The sequence below is a fragment of the Algoriphagus iocasae genome, assembly GCF_014206875.1.
Taxonomy (GTDB): Bacteria; Bacteroidota; Bacteroidia; order Cytophagales; family Cyclobacteriaceae; genus Algoriphagus; species Algoriphagus iocasae.
Window position 1 is genome coordinate 1,204,680 of sequence record NZ_JACIJO010000001.1, and the last position, 21,161, is coordinate 1,225,840.

At 38.2% G+C, this 21,161-nt stretch carries 16 protein-coding genes and 1 tRNA gene; 7 read left to right on the forward strand and 10 right to left on the reverse strand.

The window, feature by feature from the left end; translation table 11 throughout:
- Positions 1-68: 68 nt before the first annotated feature.
- Positions 69-142: transfer RNA gene (locus FHS59_RS05290), tRNA-Ile, on the reverse strand.
- 103 nt (positions 143-245) lie between these two features.
- Here FHS59_RS05290 and FHS59_RS05295 point away from each other — a divergent pair.
- Together FHS59_RS05295 and FHS59_RS05300 are read left to right on the forward strand one after the other, a co-directional pair.
- Positions 246-875 carry an HAD family hydrolase gene (locus FHS59_RS05295; RefSeq protein ID WP_184493682.1) on the forward strand — a complete coding sequence of 210 codons (630 nt, stop codon included), beginning with the start codon at positions 246-248 and terminating at the stop codon, positions 873-875.
- Complete coding sequence (locus tag FHS59_RS05300; protein WP_184493684.1) at positions 868-1,977, forward strand: site-2 protease family protein; 1,110 nt, start codon at positions 868-870, stop codon at positions 1,975-1,977. Before FHS59_RS05295 ends, FHS59_RS05300 begins: the two co-directional genes overlap by 8 nt.
- A 24-nt stretch (positions 1,978-2,001) precedes the next feature.
- Here the strand turns inward: FHS59_RS05300 and FHS59_RS05305 are convergent, their stop codons facing one another.
- The 6 genes from FHS59_RS05305 to FHS59_RS05330 form a co-directional block, all read right to left on the reverse strand.
- A complete protein-coding gene (locus FHS59_RS05305; protein WP_184493686.1) occupies positions 2,002-2,298 on the reverse strand; it encodes a rhodanese-like domain-containing protein in 297 nt (98 codons plus the stop codon).
- Between the two features lie 4 nt (positions 2,299-2,302).
- Positions 2,303-4,123, reverse strand: coding sequence for a T9SS type A sorting domain-containing protein (locus FHS59_RS05310; RefSeq protein ID WP_184493688.1), 1,821 nt, complete (start codon positions 4,121-4,123; stop codon positions 2,303-2,305).
- A 4-nt stretch (positions 4,124-4,127) separates the two neighbouring features.
- On the reverse strand, positions 4,128-4,889 hold the full coding sequence (locus FHS59_RS05315; RefSeq protein WP_184493690.1) for a PASTA domain-containing protein: 762 nt from the start codon (positions 4,887-4,889) through the stop codon (positions 4,128-4,130).
- Between the two features lie 125 nt (positions 4,890-5,014).
- Positions 5,015-8,095: a T9SS-dependent choice-of-anchor J family protein gene (locus FHS59_RS05320; protein WP_184493692.1), complete on the reverse strand. Its 3,081-nt coding sequence runs from the start codon at positions 8,093-8,095 to the stop codon at positions 5,015-5,017.
- A gap of 13 nt (positions 8,096-8,108) precedes the next feature.
- Positions 8,109-8,357 carry a NifU family protein gene (locus tag FHS59_RS05325; RefSeq protein WP_184493694.1) on the reverse strand — a complete coding sequence of 83 codons (249 nt, stop codon included), beginning with the start codon at positions 8,355-8,357 and terminating at the stop codon, positions 8,109-8,111.
- Between the two features lie 4 nt (positions 8,358-8,361).
- Positions 8,362-9,456, reverse strand: a complete 1,095-nt coding sequence (locus FHS59_RS05330; protein WP_184493696.1) for an Mrp/NBP35 family ATP-binding protein — start codon at positions 9,454-9,456, stop codon at positions 8,362-8,364.
- A gap of 162 nt (positions 9,457-9,618) precedes the next feature.
- On the opposite strand from FHS59_RS05330, the gene dnaG reads away from it, so the two are divergent.
- From dnaG to FHS59_RS05355, 5 genes are all read left to right on the forward strand, one after another.
- Positions 9,619-11,559 (forward strand): DNA primase, encoded by a 1,941-nt coding sequence (gene dnaG, locus FHS59_RS05335; protein WP_184493698.1) that lies wholly within the window; start codon positions 9,619-9,621, stop codon positions 11,557-11,559.
- A gap of 84 nt (positions 11,560-11,643) precedes the next feature.
- Positions 11,644-12,855 (forward strand): bifunctional 3,4-dihydroxy-2-butanone-4-phosphate synthase/GTP cyclohydrolase II, encoded by a 1,212-nt coding sequence (locus FHS59_RS05340; protein ID WP_184493700.1) that lies wholly within the window; start codon positions 11,644-11,646, stop codon positions 12,853-12,855.
- Positions 12,856-12,938: 83 nt separating this feature from the next.
- On the forward strand, positions 12,939-13,577 hold the full coding sequence (locus FHS59_RS05345; protein ID WP_184493702.1) for a hypothetical protein: 639 nt from the start codon (positions 12,939-12,941) through the stop codon (positions 13,575-13,577).
- A complete protein-coding gene (surE, locus tag FHS59_RS05350) occupies positions 13,577-14,356 on the forward strand; it encodes a 5'/3'-nucleotidase SurE (protein WP_184493704.1) in 780 nt (259 codons plus the stop codon). Before FHS59_RS05345 ends, surE begins: the two co-directional genes overlap by 1 nt.
- Before the next feature lie 155 nt (positions 14,357-14,511).
- A complete protein-coding gene (locus FHS59_RS05355) occupies positions 14,512-16,500 on the forward strand; it encodes a tetratricopeptide repeat protein (RefSeq protein WP_184493706.1) in 1,989 nt (662 codons plus the stop codon).
- On the opposite strand, the gene FHS59_RS05360 is transcribed toward FHS59_RS05355, so the two are convergent.
- From FHS59_RS05360 to FHS59_RS05370, 3 genes are all read right to left on the reverse strand, one after another.
- Positions 16,450-17,322: a substrate-binding domain-containing protein gene (locus FHS59_RS05360; protein WP_184493708.1), complete on the reverse strand. Its 873-nt coding sequence runs from the start codon at positions 17,320-17,322 to the stop codon at positions 16,450-16,452. The genes FHS59_RS05355 and FHS59_RS05360 overlap by 51 nt on opposite strands.
- Before the next feature lie 78 nt (positions 17,323-17,400).
- Positions 17,401-18,720, reverse strand: a complete 1,320-nt coding sequence (locus tag FHS59_RS05365) for an MFS transporter (RefSeq protein ID WP_246388309.1) — start codon at positions 18,718-18,720, stop codon at positions 17,401-17,403.
- Between the two features lie 34 nt (positions 18,721-18,754).
- Entirely contained in the window at positions 18,755-21,133 is a 2,379-nt protein-coding gene (locus FHS59_RS05370) for a glycoside hydrolase family 31 protein (protein ID WP_317168169.1), read from the reverse strand.
- Positions 21,134-21,161: the final 28 nt, after the last annotated feature.

Consider the following 21,161-nt stretch of genomic DNA (forward strand, 5'->3'; position numbering starts at 1 on the left):
ATACATCCATCTGATCAAAGCAAAAGAGTCAAAAGTAAAAAAGGCTGGAAACTAATCCAGCCTTTTTGTGGGCCCACCTGGGCTCGAACCAGGGACCACCTGATTATGAGTCAGGTGCTCTAACCAACTGAGCTATAGGCCCAAAAATTAAAACCTTTTGATTTTGGCTTCTATAAAGCTTTTAACCTTGGTTTTGGGAGTGCAATGTTACATATTTGAAGTCATATACACAACCAAATTTCTTCATGAAAATCATTCCAGACGTAGATTTTTTGATTTTTGATCTCGGTAATGTGATTGTTGATATTGACTATCAGCATTCATTGGAATTAATAAAAAAGGAACTTCCTGAAAATCATCATGATAAGACGGAACTGTTTTATTTGACAGATTTTCATAAAAAATATGAAAAAGGGGAAATAGATTCAGCGAAATTCAGAAATGAAGTCAGAACATACTTTGAGCAAGACTGGTCTGATGAGAAGGTGGATGATCTTTGGAACTCCCTTTTAAAAGAAATCCCAAGAGAGAGAATTGACTTAATATCTCGATTGAAGGATAATTACAAGTTGGGGATATTAAGTAATACCAATGAAATTCACATAGATGCGGTATACAAAATGTTGAATCAAAACTTTGCTCTGGAAAACTTTGATTCTCTTTTTAATCATGTCTTTTTGAGTCACGAAATGGGTCTTTCGAAACCTTCAGCAGAAATTTACCATACGATGGTTAATCAATTGGGAACCAAGCCAGAAAGAGTAGTTTTCTTTGATGATTTAGAAGCAAATGTTAAAGGTGCTGCTTCCATTGGAATCCATGCTGTACATGTCACTGGACCTCAGGTGATTTTTGATTATTTAAAGCATGCATAGCAAAAAAGAATACCTCATTCACGGCCTATTATTTATTCTGACGCTCACTACTGCGACTTTAGCAGGTGGGGAGTGGGTTTTTGGGAAATCTGTTTTAGCCTCCGGTGATCAGGCTCTATCAATAGATGATTTCTGGAAAGCAACGGCATTTTCAATTCCATTTATTGGCATACTTCTAATTCATGAATTGGGGCATTATTTTACTTCTCTTTATCATAAGGTGAGATGTAGCTTGCCTTTCTTTATTCCTGCCTGGCTGGGCTTTATTGGTGTTCCATCGATAGGAACATTTGGAGCAGTGATCCAAATGAAGGGCTTTGTCAACAGTCGAAAGAAATTCTTTGACATTGGGGTGGCAGGTCCTTTGGCTGGTTTTGTTGTTGCTTTGGGATTATTGATTTACGGGTTTGCGACGCTTCCTCCTGCGGAATATATTTATCAGGTTCATCCAGAATATGCCGATCCTAATTTTGAGGGATATGGTGAAGATGCAATGGATTTTAAGTTGGGGTCCAACTTGCTTTTCTGGGGACTAGGAGAAGTATTTGCTGATCCGGATCGACTTCCAGATATGGCAGAAGTTATTCATTATCCATTCTTATTTGCTGGATATTTAGCACTGTTTTTTACTGCTTTAAATTTACTGCCTATTGGCCAGCTCGATGGAGGCCATGTCATTTTTGGTTTGTTCCCTAGACACCATAAAACTATTTCCTTGGTGACTTTTACAGGGTTCTTGGCATTTGCAGGTTTGGGTTTTATAAATCCCTATTTGCCTCTAGAAGATCTGATAATTCGGATACCACTTTATTTAGGATATCTCTATTTGTGTTACAGTAAGTCTGGTATGACTCTTCAAAATAAATTGACTATCATCTTTTCTTTAGCTGCATTGCAATACACATTGTCCTTTTTCTTTCCGCTTTGGGAAGGCTATCAAGGATGGCTTTTCTTTGCCTTTCTATTAGGAAGAGTAATGGGAGTGAGGCATCCTGAAGTTTCAGGATTTAGAGAGTTGAATACGACTCGAAAAATTATTGGTTGGATTGCAATTTTGATCTTCTTGATCAGTTTTGCTCCTGAGCCTTTCGTATTTGAATAAAAAAACTCCCCAAAGGGAGTTTAATTAAAGATTGTTATAAGCCATAATTCCACCTGGGACATTTCTAACCTTGGTGAAACCTTTACTTTCCAAAAACTTCTTTGCATTGCTGCTTCTAGCGCCTGATCTGCAGTGAACGACAATCTCTTGATCTTTGTACTGCTCTAGTTCATCAAGCCTACTTGGTAAATCCCCCAAAGGGATGTTTTTTGCGCCAATATTTTCATCTTCATATTCCCATTCTTCACGAACATCGATGAAAACAAATTTTTCGTTTTTATCAAGCCTTGCTTTTAGGTCTTCTACTGTAATATCTTCCATATTTCTATTTAACTAATATTCGAATTGAATTTGGACCTGCCTCGGTAACCACATTAATCACATAAATACCGGGGCGCTGTCCTGTAAAATTAATAATTTCCCCTTCTTGGCTATGCTCTCGGGTGAGAAAAATCTCTCTTCCAAATGAATCAAATATCCTCAATTCACTAAAACTACCTTCCATGTTAAGGAAATTTTCAACTGGGTTAGGATAATATTTCAACCTTCCTTCAGGAGCAATAATGTCCTCAAATGGTGCCTCCAATGAAACATGAGGGCGAATCATCATAGATCCTTGTACTTGATCATTTTGTTGCCAAGCTCCCAAAACATTGTAAAAAAGCTTATCTCCAGTATCATTTGATTTATCCAATCCTACATGGATAAAATCATTTGTAAATTGAGCATATCCTATATAAAACTCACCTTGGACTTGAATATTGGTATCAAGAGAATAATACAAAAACTCTTGTCCGGCTTCTTTTACCGGGATTAAATCTTCTCTCCTGTAAATCGGATCCTTTTCTAAATCCTCCCAAACCAAGATATCTATAGCCTGATTAGCTTGGTTGGCATTGGTGAAGTTGATCGAAATACCTTTAATATAAACTTCTTCAGGGGTTTCATATTTTACAGCAAGCATTCCGGATTTTTGATTGATTCCAGCCGCATAATCGGCGGAACCATGATCGTAAGCAAAATAATCCCTAAGCGGGAAATAGGTTTTAACACTGTCATTTAGTCTAAAATCTACCTCAGAAAAAAATGTAGTATCTGTTCCGTTTACTTCAAAATAATTATCATCTCCAGTTACTAAAGAAGTGGTGATTTCCAACATAGATTCTCCGTTAGGAGCAGGAACTTCTTCAAATTCTGCACTTCCAAAATTCCGTCTTTCATTGGAGTTGGGTACAGGATTAAATGGCGTATTCTGGTTTATGGAAATTGAAGAATTGCTTAAAGTGTCTCGAACTTGAATGGAATATTCCATTGCTCTAAACCTGTTTTCGAGATTGAAAAACTGATTTTGGATAGTAGTCCAGAGACCAGATTGATTGTTTCCAAAAAGCTCATATGGATACGCCCCAAAATCTCCCAAGCTTACTTGATTGGGCTGTGTAAGGCTTCGGTCTTTATAAAAAAGATCATTTTCTGAACGGTTGTAATTCAGATATACATAGTCCAATATCCAGCTATCAAATGGACCTATCTGCCTTCCGTCGGCCACAAATCTAAACTGAAACACCTCATGCTGAAAAGCTGGGGTTACCTGAACGATGGATTGATTAAACTTATTTCTGTCTTCTTCAATTCCGCCAAGTCTGGTCCAAACAGTTATCCACGATCCATTTTCATCGAGAAATTGAAGAGAAAACTGGTCATTTCCATCAGGGAATTCGGCTTTGCCACCGGCTTGCCAAAAGAAGCTCAAGAAAAGGGAATTGGAGGATTGTCCAGAAAGGTCAAATGATTTGGAGGTCAAAATATCTGTAATCCCGATATCTCTTTGAGAAAGCGAGTATGGTTTGCCGTTAGCATCGACACCATTAAATAATACCTGGCCGATTGATGGAGCATCTATGCCTATCGTCTCCGTATAAGAGACGCCATCAAGATCCCAACTTAAAGTATCTAGACCTTGGGAGAAATCATCCCAAAAAGGAACAGAGTTGACTTCTTGTATTCTGTATGACTCAAGAGACCTTTTTGGGATTTTAGTTTTATGAATAGGAGCAAACTCCACTATCTGTGCTCTTGATCCGGAAACTAATCCTAAGTTTAGAATCAAAAAAAGTGTAAGAATTATGTGGAGGCTTTTGCCCATTCCATTAAAAATTTTCCTTTGAGATCCAAAGTTCGATTAACTCACCTGTTTTTACCTGAGTTCCTGCAGCGGGAGTTTGCATAAATATTTTACCTGCCGGTACCGTGTCATTATCGACAAAGTTTTTATTCCCAACGCGTAACCCAGACCCCAAAATAAGAAATTCAGCATCTATTTCATCCATATTGGATAGGTTAGGAACTTCCAAAATTTGATTTCCTAGACCATCACCTACAACTAAATCAATTCTGGCTCCTTTAGGAATTTCAAATCCTTCGGGCACGTTAACTCCTCTGTACTTTTGTTCCAACACTACGTTGATCCCGATGTCTGGAACATACACAATGTCACCTCTTTCCAATCCCATATTGGATAAAATTTCCTGAACGTTTTTCAACGGGGTATTGATCAAATTTGGCATTTTCAACATTGGAGCATTTCGGGCATTCAAAGTCAAATAAACTTTGCGGCCTGTTTTTACCTGTGAATTTGCCTCTGGGAATTGTTTTAAAACTGCCAAAGGTTTCAAATCTGTGCTAAAGCCAGAATCAACAGAAACTTCGTATTCCAAACTTGCATTTTCTAGTATATCTATTCCTTCATCATAGGTATATCCATTCAAATCAGGAACAGAAACGGTTTCCCCGTGATTGGTATACATCGGTAAATAGAGTTTTAAGAATAGAAACCCTAGTAAAACTGATAGACAGATTACGATGAAAGTATGAATTAATATTTTTCGTATGGAATAATTAAAGAAACTCATTTTTGAATTTTAGAATAGCTAAAGATACATGGGAATTTCAAACCCTACAACGTCAGGATTTTCAAAAACCAGCTAAATCCCTGACAAAAAATAAGCCGAAGAATAAACTTCGGCTTTAAATCAAGTTAATTAATAATTAATCGCCTGGTTTCCTGAATGGTAGGACTCGTTATTTTAATAATGAATACACCTTTTGAGAATAACTCAGTACTGAATGAATATGTCTGGTTTAGTGTGCCAGGATAATCCAAATCCTGAACAACCATTCCAGCAGAGGAAATTACCTGAATATTTACTTCTTCATATTGTGCCAAGTTAAAGGCAATATTAAAGATGTCCTGAGCAGGATTTGGATAAAGAATCGTCATTCCTTCTCCTGGAATTACTGGGGAAGGATTTGCGCTCTGGAACAATTCAATGTTATCAATATAAATAGGGCTGTCATCTGCAGCTCCATTTTCCACGACGAAAGCAACTCTTACATCTGTGTTTTCACCTCCAGCAAAATCTGAAAGGTTGACGTATTTCCTTGCAAAATCATTGATGCTATTTGGATTGGCTTCTCCAACTGAAACTGTGGAGAGTTCCGATCCGGTCATTTCAGAGACCACGAAATAATTTTCACCACCATCAACACTTGCTAAAACGGAAAGGGTGGTAGTAGCACTTACTTCTCCTGCTGCCAAATCAAAGAAGATACTCGCTTGACTTCTTCCACTAAGATCAAATAGTGAACTGCCCAGCCAATAACTATTACCCGCCACTTGATCGCGTAGCATGGCCACATTATTTGAACCTTCTCCTGAACTCACAGGAATAATTTGCCAAGCAGTCCTGTCTGATTCTGGATTTATGGTTTGGTAAATCGGAGAAATGGATGTCGAATTATTGAAGTTCTGTCTCCAAGGAGTCTCAATTCTGTTGTCGTCTTCTATCACATATCGAGTTGCCTTATTTCCGGCTGGTTCATTCTGATCGAAGTTTGGATTACTTACCTCCAATTCCATTTTGTTTTTCCCTGGGGACGTGGAATTAGAACCGGAAAGGGTAAAGCTCTCACCTGGCTGCACTGCATCTCCAGTGGCTAGAAATGTTTGTTTTGAGGAGTTGTTTACTATTCTAGAGAAAAGGAAACTGGATACAGGAAGATTTCCTGAATTTGTCAATAAATAGATTTCATTTTCATGAGTTCCATCTCCTATTGGAGTAGGAGTGATCAATTCGTTGATGATCAAGCCATAGTTAAACTCTTCATTAGGAAGAACTCGAATGTTTCTGATATAGACGTTATTTCCGTATGCGTTTTGATTAATGAATGCAAAACGAACGGTGCCCAAATCTTTGAATGCACTTAAATTGACGATTTCAGTTCTGAATTGGGAAGAAGTAGAAGGAATGAACTCATCAAGAGTAGGATCAGATGTTTCTAGACTTTGTCCAAATTTCTGGTATGTTGCATTTGCCAGATCAAAGTTATTTCCACAATCCTGTGACACAGCCACGATCAATTGATCTTCAAAACCGGCTTGTTCATAGTTTGCATATGCCATTTCAAAAACTAATTGAGCATTTGGATATTGCTCCAAATTGATCAGGGGAGAAATGAAATAATCCAATTCACCTGGAGCTTCATAATCATAGTTAGAAACTGAGATGACGGGTTGGCTATTATTGGAAATTGTAATGGTTTTTTGTTCCCATGTAAAGTTTTCATCAGGATTTTCTACAGTGAACTGACCTGGGAAATTATTTAGGTTTGCGGTGAACGGAAGTGAAATTTCTTCCTGAAGTGCAGGTCGCGAAAACTTGATATTATTTAAAGGATTCTGATCTCCCTGATCATTTGCCTGAATAATTTTAAATTCTATGTTGGCTCCAGAATTGGAAATATTGAAATCCTTGAAACTTAACGTTGCGGTTTCTCCAGTTTCGATGTCAAACGTAAACCTTTTGCTTTCCATTAAGGCTCCATCTCTTCTCAATTCAACTCTACCAGAAGTCAATCTGTTTTTGCCAGCATTCAATACCTCAATGACTGGACTAATTGTAGGGGAACAAATGTACTCAGTTGGAGAAATGATTCTGGAAATTGCCAAATCCAAGTCCAAAAGCTCAGGATCCTTGGTGGCTCTGTTATTGACCAAAGTCACTCTTCTTGGGCTGTTTTCCAAAACGACATTAAAACGATCCACTTGCCCTTTTGTAAATATATTCATACAGGCATCAGGTGTATAATCCATGTAGTTTTGGATCATGTCTACAGATCCACAGCTTTCTCTAGTGAAAGTAGGACTACAGCTGGTATTGGAAGCATCTTGCTCGGGTGTGTCAGCTACAAAATCGTCGACGCCACAACCTCCATCTCCCCAGATGTGTCTCAAACCAAAATAATGACCTACTTCATGAGTTGCTGTTCTTCCTCTGGAAGCAGAAACTGCACTTCCTCCCATTCCAAAATAACGGTAATCGATCGTGACTCCGTCAGTAAGTGTAGAAGTAGGTGGAGAGTTTAACCCAGGCAGATCTGAAATCGGGAAAGAAGCATAACCGATATAAGGATTGATCAACGGAACAACATAGAGGTTTAAATATTCTTCAGGGTTCCATTGAGTAATTTGACCGATTAGCGTGGCATCCGTATCCGGGTTGTAGCTATTTTTTGGACCTTGAATTCTTACAATTCCATCTGTTGGTAATCCATTGGGATCCTGCTTTGCCAAAATGAATTCAATATTGGCATCTGCCGCTACTGGCAAAAATTCTGCTGGAGTGTTAGATGCATCTGCATTTAATCTTCTGAAATCTTCATTCAGAATTCTGATTTGTTCCAAAATCTGACTGGTAGGAACGTTTGTGCCTACACCCTCAGCTTGTCCTGTGTGAACCACATGAACCACGACTGGGATCAGGCGTACATCTGCATTTGTTTTGGCGGAAAGTTTTGGATTTGATTTTCTAGCTTCGATTTTTTGGTCTACCCAGCTTTCAAAATATTGCTTGGTTCCAAAAAATCCCAGTTCTTTTTCCTGTTTGGCTTCTAAAAAAGTATGCGCACATTTTCCAGTGTGCGCATGAGTATTTCTATTTCCTAATTGACCGGTTACATCAACCAGGTCAAATTGTTGACTATATAATGGTGAGAAAGCAAAAATACCCCCTAGTAGGAGGAGAGTGGCTCTTAAATCAAACCGTAAACCTTTTTTCATTCAATATTTTATATTAGGCTACAGTCAGATTGATCGCCTCCACTTTGGTGATTTCAGGAATTGCTCTTTTGATTGCATCTTCCACACCGGCTTTTAGAGTCATAGAAGACATAGGACAAGAACCGCAGGAACCTAGCATTTCTATTTTCAATACCATGTCATCTGTCAACTCTACAATTCTCACGTTACCTCCATCTGCTTCCAGATATGGACGAATTGTATCCAATGCAAACTCTATTTTACTTTTTAATTCTGATTCCATTTTTTTAAGCTTTTATTTCTACTACCTCAGTTTTTGATTCAGAGGCATTTCGAATGGCAATTTGACGAGCGATTGTCTCGGCAAGATTCATGTATGCGTCTTTAGTCAATCCGTTTTTCATTACAGCAGGATATCCTGTATCTCCACTTTCGCGAATACTCTGGACAATTGGGATCTCACCTAAAAGTGGGACTCCATATTTCTCTGCTAATCTCTTGCCACCTTCTTTACCAAACAAATAATATTTATTGTCAGGCAACTCTTCTGGCGTAAAATAAGCCATATTTTCAACAACACCTAGAACGGGAACGTTAATTTGTGGCTGTCTAAACATGGATAATCCCTTGTTTGCATCCGCCAAAGCGATTTTCTGAGGGGTGGTAACAATTACTGCTCCGGTTACCGGAACTGTTTGTACCATCGTCAAATGAATATCGGATGTTCCAGGAGGTAAGTCGATCAAAAGATAATCCAATTCTCCCCATTCTACATCAGAGATAAACTGTCTAAGTGCTGAACTTGCCATCGGACCTCTCCAAACTACAGCACTATCTGCTGGTGTTAGAAATCCAATTGACATTAACTTGACGCCGTACTGGGTGATCGGTACAATGACGTTTTTGTCACCTACTTTTTTGACAGACGGTTGTTCGCCTTCTACATTAAACATGGTAGGGACAGAAGGTCCAGAAATATCAGCATCAATCAAACCCACTTTTGCTCCTAACTCAGCTAAAGCTACTGCTAAGTTGACCGAAGTGGTAGATTTTCCTACACCACCTTTGCCAGAGGCTATTGCTATAATGTTTTTCACATTTGGAAGAACAGGAGCAGCATCTCTGACAGTGGTAACTTGGGAGGTCATGAAAATGTCCCATTCTACTTCTTTGCCAAAGTCATTTTCAAGTTCTTCTAGACAATTATTTTTGATTACTTCTTTTAAAGGACATGCAGGAGTGGTCAAAACCACATTGAAACTGACTTTATTTCCTTCAATTTTTATTTTTTGGATCATTCCCAAAGTGACCAAATCCTTTTTTAAATCAGGGTCTTGTACTTTGGAAAGGGTCTTGAGGATCGCTTCAGCAGATAATTGCATCAGATGATTATTGAATTTTTTTGCAATTTAGGGCATCTATCCCTCTTAGAAAAGACATCGGGGATACATAGTTTTCGAATAACTTCGGTATTTGCTAAATAGTTCGAATTGAATCGCCTCAATTTAGCGAGAGAAGGATACCTTTGTCAGATAGTTCAATCCATGGGAATCAGCAAACTCACCACAGATAAAGTAAAAGAAAGAGTAGACATCGTAGAGGTGGTGGGAGATTATGTGCCTTTGAAAAAAAAGGGACAAAACATGTGGGCCTGCTGCCCATTTCATAACGAGAAGAGTCCTTCCTTTTCAATTTCACCTGCCAAGCAAATTTATAAATGCTTCGGTTGCGGCAAAGCTGGTGATCCGATCCAATTCGTAATGGACATTGAAGGGATTGGATTTACTGAAGCCATCCGACATTTGGCGGGGAAATATGGAATAGAGGTAGAAGAGGATCAAGAAAGAACTCCTGAACAAGATCAAGCTCAAAGCGAAAGGGAAAGTTTATACATCGCATTGGGTTTTGCTCGTGATTTTTTTGTGAAGAACCTGCAAACTGAGGAAGGTAAATCCATAGGCTTGAGTTACTTCAAAGAACGTGGCTTTACGCCTGGAATTATTGAAAAGTTTGATCTCGGCTTTGCACTTGATGGTTGGGATCATTTACTGAAAGCTGCAAAATCAGCTGGTTTTCAAGAAGAGATTTTGCTTAAAGCAGGGTTGATTCTTCAGAAGGAAGGAGATCCAAGCAGAGTTTACGATCGATTTAGAGGTCGAGTCACTTTTACTATCCATAATATTGGCGGAAAGCCGATTGGATTTGGAGCCAGGATCTTAACTAAAGACAAGAATCAACCTAAATACATCAATTCCCCTGAGACTGCAGTATATCATAAAAGCGATGTGCTTTATGGTATGTATCAGGCCAAAAAGGCAATTCGGGAAAAGGATAATTGCTATCTGGTAGAAGGGTATACGGATGTGGTTTCTCTGCACCTATCTGGAATCGAAAACGTGGTGGCTTCGTCAGGAACCTCATTGACTGATGGCCAGATCAAACTTATCAAGCGGTTTACGGATCAAGTTACCGTTTTGTATGATGGGGATTCGGCTGGGATAAAAGCCTCTTTGAGAGGAATTGACCTGCTGCTAGAAGGTGGCCTGAATGTTAAAGCCGTTGTTTTCCCAAATGGGGAAGACCCGGATAGCTATTCTAGAAAAGTAGGCAGTCAGGCATTTCAAGATTATTTACAAAGCAATGCCAAGGATTTTATTGGGTTCAAAATTGGTCTTTTCAAAGATGAATTTACCAGAAATCCAATTCGAAAAGCTGAAGTAATCAGGGAAGTCATCCAAAGCATTGGCAAAATTCCAGATCCTATTATCCGATCTGTTTACGCCAAAGAAGCAGCTACTTTGCTTGAAGTAGAAGAGGATGTGATTCATGCAGAACTCAATAAATCCTTCATCAAAAACCAAAAAAATCAGTTTAATGCCCCGCCAGAACCATATGAGGAGCAGCAGACTGGATTTGAAGAATTTCTTCCAACTGAAGAAAAATCATCTTTTGCAGAAATACTCAAAGTTCAGGAACGGGAAATGGTAAGGTTGCTGATGAATTATGGTTGGGAGAAACTTGATCAAGAAGGATTGCATTTATGTGATTATTTATTGGCAGAAACAGAAGAGTTAGAGTTTACGACTCCAGTTTACACCAAAATTCTTCTCACATATAGACAAATTTTAAGACGGGGCGAAGTCCCAACGGTGGAGTTCTTCATTCGACAAAAAGACGATGAGATGAGGCAGGAGATCATCGATTTGATTACTCCAAGGCATGAAGTTTCTACGTATTGGCATGATAAACATCAGATTTTTATCAATACGGAAACCGATAATCTTTCTTTGACAGGCTTTAAAACAATCTTAAGATTGAAGAGAAGACTTGTTCAAAAAATGATGGAAGAGGCAAAGCAAAAAATCAAATCGGCTGAAAATGAGAAGGAAGGAGATGCTAAAATTGAAGAATTGCAACTCATATATTTTGAGCTGAAAAAAGTGCAGTTAGAAATAGATAAGGAGTTAGGAATAGTTATCGGCTAAAACCAAACTTTCTTTGGCAGTATCCTGTTTTGTTAGGAAAGCGTGTAAATTTGCTTTTCAGGAAAGAATTCAAACCCAAGACAAGTGGAAAATTACCAATTAGATCCTATTGAGGACGCCATTGAGGCAATAAAAAATGGTGAAGTAATCATCGTGGTGGATGATGAGGATCGTGAAAATGAGGGGGACTTTGTTTGTGCTGCAGAAAAAATCACTCCAGAAATCGTCAATTTCATGGCCACCCATGGTAGAGGTTTAATTTGTGCTCCTTTAATAGAAGATCGATGTGAGGCGCTTGGATTGGATATGATGGTTGGTCAGAATACTGCCGCATTTGAAACTCCATTCACAGTCTCTGTAGATTTGATTGGCCATGGCTGTACCACAGGAATCTCTGCATCGGATAGAGCCAAAACGATTCAGGCATTGGTAGATGATTCTATTGATCCTAGTGAGCTAGGAAAACCTGGACATATTTTTCCTTTGAAAGCCAAAAGAGGTGGAGTTTTAAGAAGAGCAGGTCATACAGAAGCAGCAATTGATTTTGCGAGATTGGCGGGATTTTCTCCGGCAGGAGTTTTGGTAGAAATAATGAACGAAGATGGGACCATGGCCCGTTTGGGTGATTTGGTTCATGTAGCAAAGAAATTCAATCTTAAATTAGTTTCTATCAAGGATTTGATCGCCTATAGACTTAAAAAGGAGTCCTTAATCAAAAGAGAGATCGGTGTAGAAATGCCAACAGAATTCGGGAATTTTGACCTGATTGCTTTTAAACAAACGAATACCGAGGAGATTCATATGGCTCTGATCAAAGGAACATGGGAACCAAATGAACCGGTATTAGTAAGAGTTCACTCTTCCTGTGTGACAGGCGATATTTTCGGATCATGTAGATGTGATTGCGGCCCTCAGCTTCATGCAGCTATGGATATGGTTGAAAGAGAAGGAAAAGGAGTGGTCCTTTATATGAATCAGGAAGGTAGAGGAATTGGATTGATCAATAAGCTAAAAGCATACAAGCTTCAAGAGCAAGGAATGGATACTGTTCAGGCAAACTTAGCGTTAGGTTTACCGATGGATAGTAGAGATTATGGAGTTGGAGCTCAAATTTTGAGAGATTTAGGGATCAGTAAGATTAAATTAATATCGAATAATCCTCAAAAAAGAGTTGGTCTTATTGGTTATGGCTTAGAGATCGTTGAGCAAGTTGGGATTGAGATAAAGCCAAATCCTCACAATGAGCGATATCTGCAAACCAAAAGAGATAAAATGGGACACAATATTTTGAAATAAAATGTTGTTAAATTAAGTCTTGAAAAATAAGATTTCTTAACCCAGACCTTGGGTAAATCGTAGAATCAGGCATGACAGATACCATGAAAAAAGCAATATTCACCCTAAGCTTGATTTTCTTTGGCCTTGTTACAGTCATGGCTCAAGAGCAATTTCCATCTCAGATTTGGCATAAAGGAAATATTTATAGTACTGATGGGCAAACCTATGGTGGCTTAATCAAGTATGACCTTGATAATAATTTAGTCCAGCTCAAAAGTGAAAGTATTATCACTTTCACCGCTTCAAATGTTTCCAATTTTGAGATTTATGACGAAATCTATGGAGGCGTCAGAAACTTCTACAGTCTTCCATATAGTCTCAACGGTGATTATGAAACTCCTATATTTTTTGAGGTTTTGACCCAAGGAGATAACATTGCATTGCTATGCAGGGAATATATCGCCACAGACTCCAGAAGCATGGGGGGCTATGGAGCGATGGGTATGAATCCATTTTGGGGGCCTCAAACTATGATGGGTTATCGATTGGCTTTTAATTATTACTTTTTCAAAGATGGCAAAATTCAGAAATACAGCCTGAAGAAAAAAGATTTGTACGATTACCTCACTGGACATGACCAAGAAATCGATCTGTTTATGAGAAAAAACAGGCTGGAGCATGACAAGCGTGGAGATCTTTTACGAATCACTGCCTATTACAACGAATTGAATAAAAACTAATGTCCAAACCATTAATTCTCGTCTCTAATGATGACGGAATCACTTCGAAAGGAATAAGAATTCTTGTTTCTGCCATGAAGAAATTGGGAGAAGTGGTAGTAGTAGCTCCAGATAGTCCGCAGTCCGGAATGGGACATGCCATAACAATAGGAGAGACATTAAGACTTTCTTCAGAAGATATTTTTGAGGATGTGCAAGCTTACAAATCCAGCGGAACACCAGCTGACTGTGTGAAGCTTGCCAAACATCATGTGTTAAAAGGTAGAACTCCGGATCTCGTTGTGAGTGGAATCAATCATGGTTCTAATACTTCAATTTCGGTTCTATATTCCGGGACCATGTCGGCAGCTATAGAAGGGGCTTTGGAAGGTTTGCCTTCTATTGGTTTTTCTTTGTGTGATTATTCTTCTAATGCAGACTTTTCTCATGTAGAGGAGTGGGTTGAGAAAATAGCACTTCAAGTTTTGAAAAATGGCATTGCCAAAGGAATCGCATTAAATGTGAATTTTCCTCCAAAGAGAAATGAGGATATCAAAGGAATAAAAATCTGCCGACAAGCAGAAGCCAAATGGCAGGAAGAGTTTGATGAACGACTTGATCCAAACGGAAGAAATTATTTCTGGATGGCAGGTAATTTTGTCAATTTTGATAAAGGAGAAGACAATGATGAATGGGCAATTGCCAATAATTATATTTCGATTGTTCCTTGCCAATATGATCTGACAGCGCATCACGCCATCAGTCAAATAAACAAGGATTGGGACTGGGATAACCTTTAAAGAAAAAGTATTTAGATCTTTCTTTTTTTGGAAAATCCAAGTTTTGCTTTTTTTCGTACGTGAGGATGATAGAAAATTCTGTGTAATGAATTGATTTTGATTTAATTATCAAGAATAAAATATTTTGTCGATAATTGGAGTAGAAAATTTTTAGAGTGAAAAGACTGATTACCAAATTATTTCTTCTACTATTTATTTACTCATGGTCTCATGAAGTAGAATCGCAGTCTATTGACAATTTAGATAGTCTCAAGACAGCGCTTAACAGTGCAGAAGGTGGAGAAAGAATACGAATTCTGAATCTTTTGGCTAGCAATCTCAGAGAATCTGAGCAAGAACTTGCCCTGAACTATGCTCTGGAAGCAGAGATGTTGTCAAGGGCTGCTAGTGATGCTTCAGGAGAAAGTCTTGCCAAAGAAAATATTGGTTGGATTTATTACAGGAGGGGAAGATGGCAAAGAGCTTTTGACTATTCAAAGGAAGCTTATGAACTGGCATTAGCAGCCAATAATATGAATGTTGCAGCTAGGCTTTTGAATAGTATGGGTGCTTTGTATTACGAGCAAAACGATTTTGACAAAGCGATTGAGCAGTTTAAAAAAGGCTACTTGCTGAGTAAAGAACAGGGTGATTTATACACCCAGATCAGAAGCTTAAATAATGTAGCTTTTAATTTTAGTGCGAAGGGAGAATATGATTCTGCCCTATATTATGCGAGATATTCGATCCTGATAAATCAAAAAGCAGGCTCACCTTATTTAACGGCTTTCGCAAACCGCGTGATTGGCGATATATATTTCAATAGGGGAGAATATGATAGTGCAGCTCAAATTTTTGAAGGCTCTTTAGAAGATTCTAGGATCCAGAATGTAAAAACCACAGAGGCGAGTGTGACACATCGTCTTGGAGCAACTTATCTTAAACTTGGGAGACTTGAGGATGCAAAAAACATCCTACTTGAAGGAATTGAAGTGTCAAAGAGTAATAAATTTTTGGATGAACTAGCAAAGAATTATAAATACCTAGCAGAAGTATATGAAGCAAAAGGGAATATTCTAAAAGCTTATGAAAATCAAAAGACCTACTTGATTTTAAATGATTCATTGGTCAATAAAGGAAATAGAGATAGAATTGCTTTGATGCAGGGGATGTTTCAGGATAATCTGGATCAATCTGAGTTGAATCTTTTAAGAGCACAAAATGAAAACCAAGCACAAAGAATTCAATTAAATCGAAGGAATAACCTGATTGTTGGAATCGCAGTCTTTCTTATTGTAGGATTGGCGATTTGGCTTTACACATTGAACAGGAATATCAATAAGTACAATAAAGATTTATTGAAGCAAAAAGAGAAGATCAAAAAGCAGAATAATGACCTTGAGGCAAAGTCACTTCAGCTGGAGAAAATTAATGAAACGAAGAATAAGTTATTTTCTATTCTTGGGCATGATCTGAAAGGTCCTGTAGGGCAGGTTAAGTCTGTTGTGGATCTATTGATGAGAGGAGCTTTGACTAAAGATGAATTTGACCAACTGTTGATTTCTTTAAATAAGGATATTGATACCGTCCATTTTACCTTGAACAATACCTTGAAATGGTCCATGTCCCAAATGGAAGGATTTAAACTGAAAAGGTCTTGTTTTAATCTTACAGAAATCGTGAATTCCACCATTTCATTGATAGATCCACAGGTGAAAGGGAAAAATCTGACTATCAACAATAAAATGGATAATGATGCGTCGGTCTTTGCTGATATGGATTTAATAGAAGTAGTAGTGAGGAATATTTTAAATAATGCGGTCAAGTTTTCTAAAATGAATGACAGCATTGAGATCACATCCACCAGTGAGGAAAATATGATGAAGTGGTGTGTCAATGATCATGGTGTCGGCATGTCAAAATCTCAGATCAAACATATCCTAGGGAAAGATTACGCTATTACAGATTCCCAAAAAGGAACCAATGAAGAAAAAGGTTCAGGCTTGGGATTACAGCTTTGCAAAGAGTTTATCCGAATGAGTGGAGGAGATATTTTTATTCAAAGTACAGAAGGGACCGGAACCAAGATTTGTGTGACAATTCCAAAAATGGATTTAGTCCACGAAGCTAACTCTGTCGGAAGGAAGGAAATCGCTCAGTCTTAATTCATTTTTTAATATTCCCAATTCGATCATTTCAGCCATCGCTTTTTTTAGCTGAGAAATAGAAATTTCATTTGAAATAGCCCAAGTAGTCTGCTTTAACCATTGCACCACATCTTCTAATTTCAAATCGTAAATTTCAGCGATTTCTTGAGCTGTGGTTTTTGAGTTTTTAAGCTTTTCTGATTCCTTATAAATTAGGTCTCTTAGTTGAAATAGCTTCTCTCCAAAGGCAGATGAAGCCTTATCAGTGGCAACAATCACAAAGCAAGGCCAAGGACTAGGAACTTCTCCAATTCGTTTAATCTCAGCTGAATCCACCCAAGGTTTGGTAGTGTACTTTTCCCATAAAAATAAATCAGGTGAATCTGGATTCATAGCTTCCAAAGCTCCAGGTAGATTTCCAATAACCTTAAATTCTAGATCTTCTTTACTCCAATTTTCTCTTTTGGCGAGAACATAAGACATCAATTGCGAACCTGATCCCATTCTGCTGATCAAAAAGGTTGGCGATTTGATTTCATCAAGTTTTGAAACTTCACATTTTCCATCAATATGAATTCCCCAGATCAAAGGAGAAACCACATGGTATCCAAGAATTTTTGATGGGTTTCCATTTTCAAAATCCTGAAGAAAACTTTCCGTCAATACAATTGCTATATCAGTTTCATCATTACGAAGAGCCTTATTCATTTGGCCCGAGCCTCTTGATTCATCTACCCATTCCAGTCGAATTCCATCTTCTAAAAAAGGTTGGGAAGCGACCACTTTTTTCCATGGTAAATTGAAATGTTCGGGCACACCTGTAATTCGAAGAGTCTTCATTTTTTTGCAATCTTATGAAATGGTAAAAGTAAAAAAGCAGTTCTTTTTTTTACTTCAGCTCATCAAAAAATTAAGATTTTAATCGTGAGTAGCTCTTTTATCCTGAATCAATAAATTACTGAATGCTGCTAATATCAATAGTAAGCCTGCCAATAACATAGTGTTAATTACGGCTTCCCCAAAAATCAATTTGTATAGGAAATTTACCCCACCAAGTGCAGCTATGATTTGAGGCATGACAATAAACATGTTGAAAATCCCCATGAATACACCCATCTTTTTGGGCTCAACAGAGCTGGAAAGCATGGCATACGGCATGGAAAGAATACTTGCCCATGAAATTCCCACTAGCATAAAACTCAAATGGAGCATCCACGGAGCAGTGACAAAATAAATGGATATGAATCCACATGCACCTGCCAATAAACTTACTAAATGCAGTAGCCTTCTGTTGATTTTGAATTTGCTTGTTACAAATGCCAATGCGAGAGCATAAAACATGGAAACTAATCCATAGGTGCCCAAATAATTCCCAACACTGTCTGCTGCATCATTATATGCTTCTGAACTTGTATCAGTGACCCCGAATACATGTTCTGTAATGGCTGGAGTGGCAAAGCTCCACATGGTGAAAAAAGCAAACCAGGAGAAAAATTGAACCAACCCGAGTTGTTTCATGACTTTTGGCATGCCTGAAATGTTTTTGAAAATCTCCTGAACTCCAGATAAGAACCCTTTCTTTTTTTCGGCTTCAAACTTTTCAAGATCCTCAGGAGGGTATTCGTCGGTGGTTAAAATCGTATAGAGTATTGACGTGAATAATACCAATGCACCTACCGCAAAAGCATATTTTACAGAATCCGGTACGACACCTGGAGCTGCTGTGTTGGGTACACCAAGCTTGGTCATAAACCAAGGAAGATTAGATGCAATCCAAGTGCCTATCCCAATGATTAATGTTTGGACAACAAAACCATATGATCTCTGAGAATCAGGTAGCTTATCAGCTACCAGTGCACGGAATGGTTCCATGCTGATATTGATCGAAGCGTCTAGGATCCAAAGTGCTCCAGCAGCCATCCACAATGTAGAAGAGTAGGGGGCAAAAAAAAGTGCTATCGTACTGAAAACTGCTCCAATGAAAAAGAATGGCTTTCTTCTTCCAAATTTCGGGGACCAAGTTTGGTCACTTAAATATCCTATTATTGGTTGGACTAAAAGTCCTGTCAAAGGAGCTGCAATCCAAAGAAAGGGAATAGCATCTTTATCTGCTCCTAATGTTTGGAAAATCCGTGACATGAATCCACCCTGAAGAGCAAATCCAAATTGAATTCCCAGGAATCCAAAGCTCATGTTCCAGATTTGCCAGAAACTTAGTTCTTTTTTTATTGCGGTCATTTTGGGTGAATTGGGTAAAGATGGGAATGATAAATTAGTTTAGCACACTGATGATAACATGGTTATTGGTATAATTGAATTCTATGAATGGTAAGGATTCAATAGAGATAAACGGGTGTTCTGATTCTGGAAGTGGATCAAATTCAGTCAGTTTATCCAAAAATGAAAAGTGAGAATATGTCAGAGTTTTACTAACTCCATTGAGTTTTATTTCATCAATATGGAATCCATGAAAGAATACTTGAACTTTCTTATAATCACTTTCATAGTCTCCTTCGGCTTTATGAAAGATGAGTGCTTTTGAGTCAGTCTTTAATTCGATAATTCGCTTGTGATACTTTCCATTTTGAAATTCCCAGCTAAAACCATCGTCTTCATAGTGCTCGAATTGACCATCTGCACCGGCATAGACATGGATTTTTAAAATTCCATCATTTTTCTGTTCGGTGTAAAGAACCTCTGATTGCATTGAAAAAATGCTACCAGCTTTGACATAAACTGGTAAATAACTTAATGGGCAGTCCTGATATATAGTCTGTTTTCCTTCTGTTTTTTCATCAGAATAGAGGTAATACCAAGATCCTTCCGGTAAGTAAACTTTGGTGATTTCTTTATGGCTTTCGGTTGGTGCTACCAGGAAAGTGTCGCAGAAGATGTATTGATTTTGGAATGCTGATTGGTAAATTTTTTCATCCTGGCCATAATCAATTGCCAAACTGGAAGAAAGTGGCAATCCGCAACTGGCGGCTTTGTGAAACTTGCTATAAATTGTTGGAAGGAGTTGATAACGCAGTTTGATATAGTTTCTGGATATTTCTTCCACTTCCTCCCCAAATGCCCAAGGTTCGGCATCTTTACTATTGATCATCGAATGTGCCCTGTAAAATGGAGAGAATGCGCCAATGCTCATCCATCTTGCATATAATGATTTACTTGCTTCGCCTGCAAAACCACCTACATCATATCCAGAAAAAGGCACACCACTTAAACCTAAACTATTTACAAGCCTGACGCCCAAAAGCATATGCTCTTCACTAGCTTGATTGTCCCCGGTCCATGCTGCTGCGTATCGCTGAATTCCTGCAAAACCCGATCTAGTTAAAACAAAAGGCCTTTCTGCGGATTTTTGTTGAATAGCTCCTTCATTGGCCGATTTTGCCATTAGCATTCCATAAATATTTCTGGATTTTCGATGAGAAGCAGGATTCCCATCCATATCAAACTCAATCAAATTTGGTGTGAATTGACCCCAAGAAGCTGGTTCATTCATATCAGCCCAAAATCCATCCACACCAGCTTCAGTATAGAATTTCATCTTATCTCCCCACCACTTTCTGGTTTTTTCTTTGGTGAAATCAGGAAATGCACACCATCCTGGCCAAACCTGTGCTATATAATCTTCCCCATCGGGATATTTGACAAATAATCCATTAGCGACACCATCCTCATAAGGAGTATAGCCTTTTTCCTTTTTTATTCCCGGATCCATGATGACTACCACACGAAAGCCAAGACTTTTCAAGTGTAGAATCATGGATTTAGGATCCGGAAACTTTATCCCATCAAAGGTGAAAACTTTGTATTCTTCCATATGATGGATGTCAAGGTAGATGACATCTGATGGAATATTCTTGTCTCTGAAAGTTTGTGCTAGAGTGGTTACCTCTTTGTCTGGATAATAGGAATACCTGCATTGTTGGAATCCCAAGGCCCATTTTGGAGGCATTTTCATTTTGCCGGTGAGGGAAGTGTAGCTACTGATTATTTCTGAGACCGTGGGTTCATGAATAAAATAATAGTCTAAGTCACCATCTTCAGCTCCAAAAGAGATAAACCTGTCTGTAGAAGCTCCAAAATTGAAAACAGATTTATGAGTATTATCTAAATAAATCCCATAAGCCCCTTTTTGGTGGATACCTAAGTAAAAAGGGATACTCATATACAATGGATCATCTTCTACTCCATAAGCAAAATAGTCTGTGTTCCAATTGACAAATGCCTTTCCAAACCTATTGAGATTCCCTGTTTTTTCTCCTAATCCGATGAATTTCTCATTTTCCTGGACTTTTTTATAACAAGTAACTTCTGTTCCCATCCAAGCTGTCCCAAACGAATCATCTTCATTGAGTAATTGATCTTGAAAATCGAAAAAAGAGAAATTGAAGTTTGACAAATTCAGTCTAAGCTTGATTTTACTTGTACTTAGAAATAGAAATTCACCTTCCTGATGGAGGTCAAAGTCAATTTCTTCAGGACTGGAAATAACTGAATAGGGATTGGTATCAAATTGAGGAAATCGACTCGCCTGGATTCTAATAATTCCGGTCTGGTAAACTGTGACCTGAAAGCTTCCGATTTCAGTCTTTCCTAAAAACCCAATTTGAGTTTTTTCCCAGGAAATAATTTCATTCATAGATTGAAATCGAGCTGAATTTTGCGAG

Bases quoted from the DNA above. Each gene is read 5' to 3' on its own strand.
- FHS59_RS05295 (WP_184493682.1), top strand. From the start codon at position 246: ATGAAAATCATTCCAGACGTAGATTTTTTGATTTTTGATCTCGGTAAT.
- FHS59_RS05300 (WP_184493684.1), top strand. From the start codon at position 868: ATGCATAGCAAAAAAGAATACCTCATTCACGGCCTATTATTTATTCTG.
- FHS59_RS05305 (WP_184493686.1), bottom strand. From the start codon at position 2,298: ATGGAAGATATTACAGTAGAAGACCTAAAAGCAAGGCTTGATAAAAAC.
- FHS59_RS05310 (WP_184493688.1), bottom strand. From the start codon at position 4,123: ATGGGCAAAAGCCTCCACATAATTCTTACACTTTTTTTGATTCTAAAC.
- FHS59_RS05315 (WP_184493690.1), bottom strand. From the start codon at position 4,889: ATGAGTTTCTTTAATTATTCCATACGAAAAATATTAATTCATACTTTC.
- FHS59_RS05320 (WP_184493692.1), bottom strand. From the start codon at position 8,095: ATGAAAAAAGGTTTACGGTTTGATTTAAGAGCCACTCTCCTCCTACTA.
- FHS59_RS05325 (WP_184493694.1), bottom strand. From the start codon at position 8,357: ATGGAATCAGAATTAAAAAGTAAAATAGAGTTTGCATTGGATACAATT.
- FHS59_RS05330 (WP_184493696.1), bottom strand. From the start codon at position 9,456: ATGCAATTATCTGCTGAAGCGATCCTCAAGACCCTTTCCAAAGTACAA.
- dnaG (WP_184493698.1), top strand. From the start codon at position 9,619: ATGGGAATCAGCAAACTCACCACAGATAAAGTAAAAGAAAGAGTAGAC.
- FHS59_RS05345 (WP_184493702.1), top strand. From the start codon at position 12,939: ATGAAAAAAGCAATATTCACCCTAAGCTTGATTTTCTTTGGCCTTGTT.
- surE (WP_184493704.1), top strand. From the start codon at position 13,577: ATGTCCAAACCATTAATTCTCGTCTCTAATGATGACGGAATCACTTCG.
- FHS59_RS05360 (WP_184493708.1), bottom strand. From the start codon at position 17,322: ATGAAGACTCTTCGAATTACAGGTGTGCCCGAACATTTCAATTTACCA.
- FHS59_RS05365 (WP_246388309.1), bottom strand. From the start codon at position 18,720: ATGACCGCAATAAAAAAAGAACTAAGTTTCTGGCAAATCTGGAACATG.
- FHS59_RS05370 (WP_317168169.1), bottom strand. From the start codon at position 21,133: ATGAATGAAATTATTTCCTGGGAAAAAACTCAAATTGGGTTTTTAGGA.